Below are 9474 nucleotides of genomic sequence, written 5' to 3' on the forward strand. Positions count from 1 at the left end.
GAATTGGGAATGGGGAATTGGGAATGGGGAATTGGGAATGGGGAATTGGGAATGGGGAATTGGGTAATGGGGAATTGGGAATTGGGAATTGGGTAATGGTTAATATTATTCCCAATCACCAGTCACCAGTCACCAGTCACCAGTCACCAATCACCAGTCACCAGTCACCAGCGCCAACAGACATGATATCTATTCAAAAATAATTTAAAAAATCATACAGCGATGCCCGCTGAAATAAGGCATCGCGGATTTTAGATTTGCGATTGATCTCTAATCCAAAATCTAAAATCCTTAATCGTTGTTAACGATTTGTAGCCGCAGCTTCTCGCGCAGCAGCTGCTTGATCAGGGTGTATACCCAAGCGTGTCAGGTTAATTCTACCTTTATTGTCAATTTCGCGCACTTTGACAATCACTTCATCACCAACGGCTACTTCATCTTCCACTTTACCAACACGATAGTCAGCAAGTTGAGAAATGTGAATCATGCCTTCTTTTCCGGGCAAAAATTCCACAAATGCACCAATAGGTATAATCCGTGTCACACGACCTATGTAAACATCCCCTTCATTGAGTTTACGAGTCATGCCTTGAATGATGCTCTTTGCTCTCTTTGCTCTGCCTTCATCGACTGCGGAAATGGTGACTGTACCATTATCTTCAATGTCGATTTTTGCACCAGTTTCTTCGGTAATTCCTTTGATGGTTTTACCACCGGGTCCAATGACCAGACCAATCATTTCTGGATCAATCTTGATCGTCAATAGACGTGGGGCAAAGGGTGAGGTTTCGGTGCGTGGTGTGTCGATGGTCTGGAGCATTTTCTCCAAAATATGTAACCGGGCTGCTTTAGCTTGCTCAACAGCTTGTTTAATCACGTCCAAGGACAAACCGGATATTTTCATATCCATTTGTAAGGCGGTGATGCCTGTATCAGTACCCGCAACTTTGAAGTCCATGTCCCCTAAGAAGTCTTCAATGCCTTGAATATCGGTGAGAACGCGCACTTCGTCGCCTTCTTTAATCAAGCCCATTGCTGCACCGGTGACAGGTTTGATAATGGGTACACCCGCATCCATAAGGGCGAGAGTAGAACCACAGACAGAACCCATTGAGGTAGAACCGTTGGAAGAAAGCACTTCTGATACTACGCGGATGACGTAGGGGAATTGTTCTTTGGGCGGTAGTACGGGTAAAATCGCTCTTTCGGCTAAAGCACCATGACCTATTTCTCGTCTTCCTGGCGCACGCATGGGTTTGGTTTCACCGACGGAGAAGGGTGGGAAATTGTAATGATGCAGATAGCGTTTAGATTGATCTATTTGCAGATCATCATTGAGATTTTGAGCATCTCCTGGTGTACCCAGGGTACAAGCAGATAATACTTGAGTGAGTCCCCGGTTAAATAACCCACTGCCATGTACACGACGGGGTAAAACTCCGACTTGGCAAGATATAGGACGGACTTCATCTAATTTACGACCATCAACGCGCACGTTATCTTCAATGATTTGACGGCGCATAAAATATTTGGTGATATCCTTAAAGGTATTACCAAGGGCTTTGCTATCGGCTGTAGCAGCTACACGAATGGGATCTTCTTCGGGTAAGGCTTCTATTTCCGCTTTGATTTCATCCTTAACTGCATCTAAAGCTGTATCACGCTCGTTTTTGGTTAACTCAAATTGAGCCAAGATTTTTTTAATTTCTGCACTGGCGCGATCGCGGATATAGTTTTCTAATGTTTGATCTACTTCCGGTGGCTCTTCTTGGACGAGTTTTAAACCCAGTTCTTCAACTAAATCTAGCTGTGCTTGGATTAAATCCCGCACTGCTTCGTAACCAAAATCAATGGCCTCGATGATATCTCGCTCTGGTAACTGATTTGCTCCGGCTTCCACCATGATCACACCATCAGGTGAACCAGCAACTACTAAATCCAAATCACCCGCTTCAATTTCCGCATAGGTGGGGTTAATAATGAAATCATCACCTACTAAACCTACCCGCACTGCTGCCATTGGTCCATTAAAAGGAATTTGGGCAATAAGAGTAGCGATAGAAGCGCCAGTTACAGCTAACACATCTGGCGGTACTTGTTCATCCATTGACAGGGTGAAAGCAATAATTTGCAAATCATCCCGTAACCATGAAGGAAACAAAGGACGCAAAGGACGGTCAATCAGACGGCTAGTTAAAATCGCTTTTTCAGGTGGACGACCTTCACGGCGCATGATACCACCAGGGATTCTTCCTGCTGCATACAGTCTTTCTTCATAATCTACCGTCAGGGGAAGAAAATCAACGCCTTCTCTGGCTTCTGACCTTGTAGCTGTCACTAAAACAGCAGTATCCCCCGATTCTATCAACACCGACCCACCCGCTTGGGGGGCTAACAGTCCTACCTTCAGTCGAATATCCCGTCCATCAAAGGATATTGACTTCTCAAATTCTGCCATTCAGTTTTTTTTCCTTCTATGCACGCTATTCTCTCTCTGTGGCAATCCTAACATTTATGCTATATGGACGGCTTCTTTTAGATATATTAGTTTCATAGACTAGATTCAAGGGGCAGGTGACTGGGGACTGGGGACTGGGGACTGGTGACAGGTGACAGTAAGAAAAAATAGGAGTTAAGGAGTTACATTGAATTGTTGAATAGTCCGATATAAATTCTCAAATATAATTTTTTTTACATAGCAGTATGCACTTGCATGAGATATAAAATTTACACAAAAAATCATACAATACAATACTTCAAGTCTGTTCCCTGTTCCCTGCGATGCACTGAGCTTGTCGAAGTGTTCCCTGTTTCCTATTCCCTATTATTTCCTGAAAACAATTAGCATCTGAGAAATATGGCAATTTTACACGGTATTTGGTTAAATAAAGGGCAAAATTATACTGATAATTGTTTATTTATTTGGGGAGAAACTTGGCGAAGTTCCCAGATTAATCTGGAATCTATTACCGCCGATGAAATCCCACTTAATCCTTTGGCAATGACTCCAACTGAGTTGAGGGAATGGTTAGCAGTCAATAATTTAGAAATTTCTAATTATATTCAAGATATTGCAACATCTCCATCTGCTGTTACTCCAATCAAAGGACGTAAAACAGCACATAAAACAGAAAAGACTTTACCAACATACTCACAAATTATTGCTTTACCAACTAATTTTATAGAAACAGAATCTGCTATTTATCCCATAAATTCTGCTAGTTTAGAGATTGATAGTAATTCACCAAAATACTTACAACCTTGGAGAATTGAAGGTTTTTGTCTCCACCCTAGCGCCGCCATTAAATTTCTCACTGCTTTACCATTGAGTTCAACAGATAATAAAGATGCTTTTTTAGGTGGAGATTTGCGTTTTTGGTTACAAATGGCGCGATGGAGTTTAGATTTAATTGCCCGTTGTAAGTTTTTACCGAATATTATAGAAAATCCAGATAATTCTCTAGTTGGTAAATGGCAGGTACTTTTAGATAGTGCTATAGATGCTACTCGTTTAGAAAAATTTGCGGCGAAAATGCCGTTAGTTTGTCGTACTTATCAACCAGATAGAGAAGATTTTAGCAGTAAATTAATAGTTGATTTACCTGGAGAACCGCAAGGATTAATTTTGGCATTTCTCAATAATATCATAGATGCCCAAATTCGAGAAATGGTTGGTTCTCAATCTCTCATTGATAATAAATTAATGATGTCCTTACCATCTGCGGTACAGCAGTGGTTACAGTCCTTAACGAGTGCATCAAATCAAGGATTAAATCAAATTAATGCTGATGCAATGGGAGTAGAAAGATTAGAATCAGCCCTGAAAGCATGGACTTTACCTTTACAATATCAATTAACAGGAAAAGCTGCATTTAGAACTTGTTTTCAACTCCATCCCCCAGCAGCAGAAACAACAGATTGGAAGTTAGCTTATTTTCTCCAAGCAGCGGATGATTCAGAATTTTTAATAGATGCTAAAACTATTTGGAGTCATCCAGTAAAAACATTAGTTTATCAACATCGTCAAATTGAACAACCACAGGAAACATTTTTGCGGGGTTTGGGTTTAGCTTCTCGATTATATCCCGTGATTGCGCCTAGTTTAGAAACAGAATCTCCTGAATTTTGTCACCTCACTCCTATGCAAGCTTATGAATTTATTAAAACTGTAACTTGGAGATTAGAAGATAGCGGCTTAGGGGTAATTTTACCACCAAGTTTAGCAAATCGTGAAGGTTGGGCTAATCGTTTAGGTTTGAAAATTAATGCTGAACCACCCAAGCAAAAATCAGGACGTTTGGGGTTACAAAGTTTGTTAAACTTTCAATGGCAATTAGCAATTGGTGGACAGACAATTTCTAAAGCTGAGTTTGATAAACTGGTAGCTTTAAATAGTCCTTTAGTAGAAATTAACGGTGAATGGGTAGAACTAAGAAACCAAGATATTAAAACTGCCCAAAACTTTTTTGCATCTCGTAAAGAACAATTATATTTATCTTTAGAAGATGCTTTAAGAATTAGTACCGGTGATACTCAAGTGATTGAAAAATTGCCTGTTGTGAGTTTTGACGCTGCTGGTGCATTGCAAGAATTAGTAGGGACTTTAACTAATAATCAAGATATTCAACCTTTACCAACACCTGACAATTTTCAAGGTAAATTACGACCTTATCAAGAACGGGGTGCAGCTTGGTTAGCATTTTTAGAAAGATGGGGTTTAGGTGCTTGTTTAGCGGATGATATGGGACTAGGAAAATCGGTACAATTTATTGTTTTTCTCCTGCATCTCCAAGAAAAAGACGCATTAGAAAACCCGACGCTTTTAGTATGTCCCACTTCGGTTTTAGGAAATTGGGCAAAAGAAGTTAAAAAATTTGCCCCTAAATTGAAAGTTTTAGAATATCATGGTGATAAACGCCCCAAAGGTAAAAGTTTTACGGCAATAGTAAATAAATACGATTTAGTAATTACTAGCTATTCATTGGTACAGCGAGATATTAATTTATTAAAAACCATGAATTGGCAAATAGTTGTTTTAGATGAAGCCCAAAATATCAAAAATGCTGATTCTAAACAATCTCAAGCTGTGCGAAAATTGGACACTACATTTAGAATTGCTTTAACCGGAACACCTGTAGAAAATAGATTGCAGGAATTATGGTCTATTTTAGATTTTCTCAATCCTGGTTATTTGGGTAATAAACAATTTTTCCAAAGACGTTTTGCCATGCCTATTGAAAAGTATGGTGATACTGCTTCTTTAGGACAATTGCGGTCTTTAGTACAACCTTTTATTTTACGACGTTTGAAAACTGATAAATCAATTATTCAAGACTTGCCAGAAAAACAAGAAATGACTGTATTTTGTGGTTTAACTGCTGAACAAGGGGAATTATATCAACAGTTGATAGACGAATCTTTGATGGCAATTGAATCAGCAGCAGGTTTACAACGTCGGGGTATGATTTTAGGTTTGTTGGTGAAACTCAAACAAATTTGTAATCATCCAGCACAATTTTTAAAAGAGTCAAATTTAGCAAAACATCATTCTGCAAAATTACAACGTCTAGAAGAAATGTTAGAAGAAGTTGTGGCAGAAGAAAACCGGGCTTTAATTTTTACTCAGTTTGCCGAATGGGGTAAATTATTAAAACCCTATTTAGAAAAACGTTTAGGCAGGGAAATTTTCTTTTTATATGGTAGCACCAGTAAAAAACAACGGGAAGAAATGATTGATCGTTTTCAACATGATCCCCAAGGACCACCAATTATGATTTTGTCTTTAAAAGCTGGTGGTGTGGGTTTAAATTTAACCAGGGCAAATCATGTATTTCATTTTGATAGATGGTGGAATCCTGCGGTGGAAAATCAAGCTACAGACCGAGTTTTTAGAATTGGACAAACTAAGAATGTACAGGTTCATAAATTTGTGTGTACTGGAACTTTAGAAGAGAAAATTAATGAGATGATTGAAAGTAAGAAACAATTAGCAGAACAGGTGGTTGGTGCTGGTGAAGAATGGTTAACAGAACTTGATACAGATCAATTACGTGATTTATTATTATTGGACAGAAATGCGATAATCGATGAAGATGAGGAATAGGAGTTGTAGGGACAAACCCCCCGTGGTTGCCCGTACAGGAATCAGTTATGTACCTGGAAGATTGAAGGACAAAGAATAAAAAGAAACAGATGTAGATGACATTCCTAAAATTAAAAAGTCTGAATACTGACGAGGAAGTTTAAAGAAAATATGACAGAAAATATAGACCATGACCGCTTGTTTAAAGAACTAATATCAACCTTTTTCGTGGAATTTATAGAATTATTCTTTCCTCAAGTTCTCGAATATATAGACACGAAATCAATTACATTCTTAGACAAAGAAATATTTACTGATGTTACCGCAGGAGATAAATATGAAACAGACCTGATAGCGAAAGTTAAATTTTTAGGTCAACCTTCTTATTTTGTGATTCATATTGAAGCCGAATCAGGTGCAAGACCAAAATTTAATCAAAGATGTTTCGTTATTTTGCCAGATTAGATGAAAAATTGGACTTACCAATATATCCGATAGTGATATTTTCCTATGACTCACCGAAAACCGTAGCCATAAATAACTATCAAATCAACTTTCCTGATTTTCAAGTGTTAAAATTTAATTATCAAGTAGTGCAACTGAATCAACTCAACTGGCGGGATTTTTTAACCAGTCCAAATCCAGTTGCATCAGCTTTGATGTCAAAAATGAACATAGCACCAGAGGACAGGCCAAAAGTTAAAGCAGAATGTTTAAGGTTGTTAGTAACCTTAAAATTAAACCCTGCAAAAATGCAATTGATATCAGGTTTCATTGACACATACTTGAGATTAAATAAAATAGAAAAAGAGAAATTTCAAACAGAACTAGGTACATTAATAACAGAGGAAAAGGAGGAAGTTATGCAAATTGTTACCAGTTGGATGGAAGAAGGAATTGAAAGAGGTATTGAAAGAGAAAAAAATTTAATTTTCCGTCAAATTAATAGAAAATTTGGAGAAATTGATTTAGAGTTAGCAACAAAAATTAGAAGTTTAAACATAGAAATCCTGGAATCTCTGGGAGAGGCAATATTTGATTTAGATACAGTAGCAGATTTGCAACAGTGGTTAGATAATCTTTAATCTCAGGACTTACGCAAAACAGAACGAAAGTATGGGTAATTCATGAATTACCCCTACGTCAGAATCCGGCTTTTAGTCCAATCTTACGTAAGTCCTAAATCTAACATATACTCTGATCCCAACTTTTTAATTATGAGTTTAATTATGAGTCAAGAAAATTTACAAGCAAGCAGAGAATGGTGGTCACAAAGATGGCTAGATTTATTGGATTCCTATCGCTTTAAAAAGCGGTTAGAAAGGGCGAGAAATTATTCTCGACAAGGCAATGTTTTGAGTATTGAATTTAAAGGTGCGAAGGTTTTAGCACGGGTTCAAGGTAGTGAAGTAGAACCTTATAAAGTTTCTTTGTTCCTAGATGCTTTTAGTGATGAAGAATGGGGTTATGTGATTGAAACCATGTCCCAAAAGTCAATTTTTGCTGCTAAGTTATTAGCGGGAGAAATGCCACAAAATATTGAAGATGTCTTTACAAGTAACGGACTTTCATTATTTCCTTTTACCTTGGGTGATGTTCATAGTAAATGTTCCTGTCCTGATAAAGCAGTACCTTGTAAACATATTGGGGCAGTGTATTATCAATTAGGCGATCGCTTTAGTGAAGATCCTTTTGTTTTATTTCAATTACGAGGACGCACCAGAGAAAAAATTATTAGTGATTTACGAAATTTACGCAGCAGTAAACTTTTAGATCAGTCTGAGGGAACGACTAGCAAACAGGAAAAAGCAGAAATTCAAAAACCAATTTCTGAACATCAATTGTCATTAAAATCAGATAATTTTTGGCAATATAATGAGCCATTAGAATCGTCTTTAGTGGTCATTTCTCCTAGTGTGGGTGAGACAGTGTTAGACGTTTTGGGTAAAATTCCCCTAGCTAAAGATGAGGAAAATTTAGTGACTTCTTCTGCGGGTGATGTGACAATGAATTATTTACAATCGGTTTATAAAGATGTGAGTCAAAAGGCTTTTTTAGCAGCCATGAACAATTGACAATTGACAATTGATAATTGATAATTGATAATTGATAATTATTTCATTCAAGGTTAAAAACCTTCCATTTTAAGAGGAAATGCGATAATGCCAGATGAAGAAGTTTATACAACAGATGTTGATTTAGACTTCGGTAAACCAGATGCACCTTTACCAAAAGAGATAAAAGAGATTAAAATTATGACTCGTGAAGTTATCCGTACCGATAAAGCACCCGCACCCGTTGGACCATATAACCAGGCTATTGTAGCTTCAGGGAAAATGCTGTTTGTCGCTGGCCAAATAGCTATTGATCCCCGTTTGGGTGATGTGGTTTATACTGATGATGTCACCAAACAAACGGAACAGGTGATGAGAAATATTGAAGCTATCCTCACAGAAGCTGGTGCTACTTTTAATGATGTAGTAAAAACTGGTGTATTTTTAGCTGATATGAAAGATTTTGCTGCTGTAAATGCGGTTTATGCAAAGTATTTTTCTGAAGATACCGCCCCTGCGCGTGCTTGTGTGGAGGTTTCCCGTTTACCTAAAGATGTGTTGGTAGAAATTGAATGTATTGCTGTGATTAGTTAACAGATTTTTCTCAAGTATACTATTAGCGGGCAAGATGCCCGCACCACAAGAGTTTTATTTTATAATTTGCTGGGTGTTGGCTACCCTACTTTTAGTTTTCTGGTTCGATACCTGCTGCACGTAGTTGTGCTGCTAGTCTTTCAACACGCTGTTTTTCTTGTTCAGCACGTTGTTTTTCTACTTCTATCTCCTGTCGTTTTTGTTCTACTAATTCGGAACTCCACAATAACAAATTTCCTTGTTCATCCCAAAATCTTAACCATTTAGTGGTGAGATTTTCTCTTGTACCTTCCCAAATACCGAGATAAAGTTTGATTTCTTCTATCCAGTAACGTTGGTTTTGATCAGGTGTTTCTATTTGGTATTGTTCACTATTTTTATCTAAGCGATAAACTTCTAAGTCTCCTCTATCTGGTTCAAAAATAATGTAGTTAGGAACTTTTAAAATTCTTTCATAAAAAAACCATTTTCCAGGCGGATAAGTTGGTTTACTAGAATATTCTGTTCCATCGGTATCAGAAATAAATTCCATGACAATAACCGGAATGTCTCCCTGTAGTTGGGGGGTATAACTACGAAAGACTTCTTGCTTAGTTGTGCGAACAGGGTAAGCTCATCTAATTTGGTATAAAATGAACTTGACAAAAGAAACAAGATAAGCAGCAGCGAGCAGAGAAAAATTTGACTTGACATGGGAGCAAAAGAAGTGAGATGAGGAGATAAGCTCCCCCTTCAACTCTAGGA

Annotated in this window: 4 protein-coding genes and 3 pseudogenes; 5 read left to right on the top strand and 2 right to left on the bottom strand. The window is 37.8% G+C overall.

Features of this window, described 5'->3' with window-relative positions:
• Nucleotides 1-203, top strand: a 203-nt coding sequence (locus PN497_RS18180; RefSeq protein ID WP_272110747.1) for a hypothetical protein, incomplete at its 5' end; no start/stop codon positions are given.
• Between the two features lie 98 nt (nucleotides 204-301).
• On the opposite strand, the gene PN497_RS18185 is transcribed toward PN497_RS18180, so the two are convergent.
• The gene (locus PN497_RS18185) at nucleotides 302-2458 is read right to left on the bottom strand and encodes a polyribonucleotide nucleotidyltransferase (protein ID WP_096566315.1); all 2157 of its coding nucleotides are present in this window, start codon (nucleotides 2456-2458) and stop codon (nucleotides 302-304) included.
• Nucleotides 2459-2857: 399 nt separating this feature from the next.
• Between PN497_RS18185 and PN497_RS18190 the strand changes: the two genes are divergently transcribed.
• The 4 genes and pseudogenes from PN497_RS18190 to PN497_RS18205 form a co-directional block, all read left to right on the top strand.
• Nucleotides 2858-6103: a DEAD/DEAH box helicase gene (locus tag PN497_RS18190; RefSeq protein ID WP_096566317.1), complete on the top strand. Its 3246-nt coding sequence runs from the start codon at nucleotides 2858-2860 to the stop codon at nucleotides 6101-6103.
• A 150-nt stretch (nucleotides 6104-6253) separates the two neighbouring features.
• A pseudogene (locus PN497_RS18195) lies at nucleotides 6254-7167 on the top strand (Rpn family recombination-promoting nuclease/putative transposase).
• A 144-nt stretch (nucleotides 7168-7311) separates the two neighbouring features.
• Nucleotides 7312-8157 (top strand): SWIM zinc finger family protein, encoded by an 846-nt coding sequence (locus tag PN497_RS18200; protein WP_272110748.1) that lies wholly within the window; start codon nucleotides 7312-7314, stop codon nucleotides 8155-8157.
• An 81-nt stretch (nucleotides 8158-8238) separates the two neighbouring features.
• Nucleotides 8239-8730: pseudogene (locus PN497_RS18205) on the top strand (RidA family protein); the annotation flags it as partial.
• A 91-nt stretch (nucleotides 8731-8821) separates the two neighbouring features.
• Here PN497_RS18205 and PN497_RS18210 read toward each other — a convergent pair.
• Nucleotides 8822-9316, bottom strand: a pseudogene (locus tag PN497_RS18210) (Uma2 family endonuclease); the annotation flags it as partial.
• Nucleotides 9317-9474: the final 158 nt, after the last annotated feature.

The sequence above is a fragment of the Sphaerospermopsis kisseleviana CS-549 genome (genome assembly GCF_028329225.1).
Lineage (GTDB): Bacteria > Cyanobacteriota > Cyanobacteriia > Cyanobacteriales > Nostocaceae > Sphaerospermopsis > Sphaerospermopsis kisseleviana.

Excerpts from the sequence above, each read along its gene's own strand:
- PN497_RS18185 (WP_096566315.1), bottom strand. The coding sequence starts at position 2,458 with ATGGCAGAATTTGAGAAGTCAATATCCTTTGATGGACGGGATATTCGA.
- PN497_RS18190 (WP_096566317.1), top strand. The coding sequence starts at position 2,858 with ATGGCAATTTTACACGGTATTTGGTTAAATAAAGGGCAAAATTATACT.
- PN497_RS18200 (WP_272110748.1), top strand. The coding sequence starts at position 7,312 with ATGAGTCAAGAAAATTTACAAGCAAGCAGAGAATGGTGGTCACAAAGA.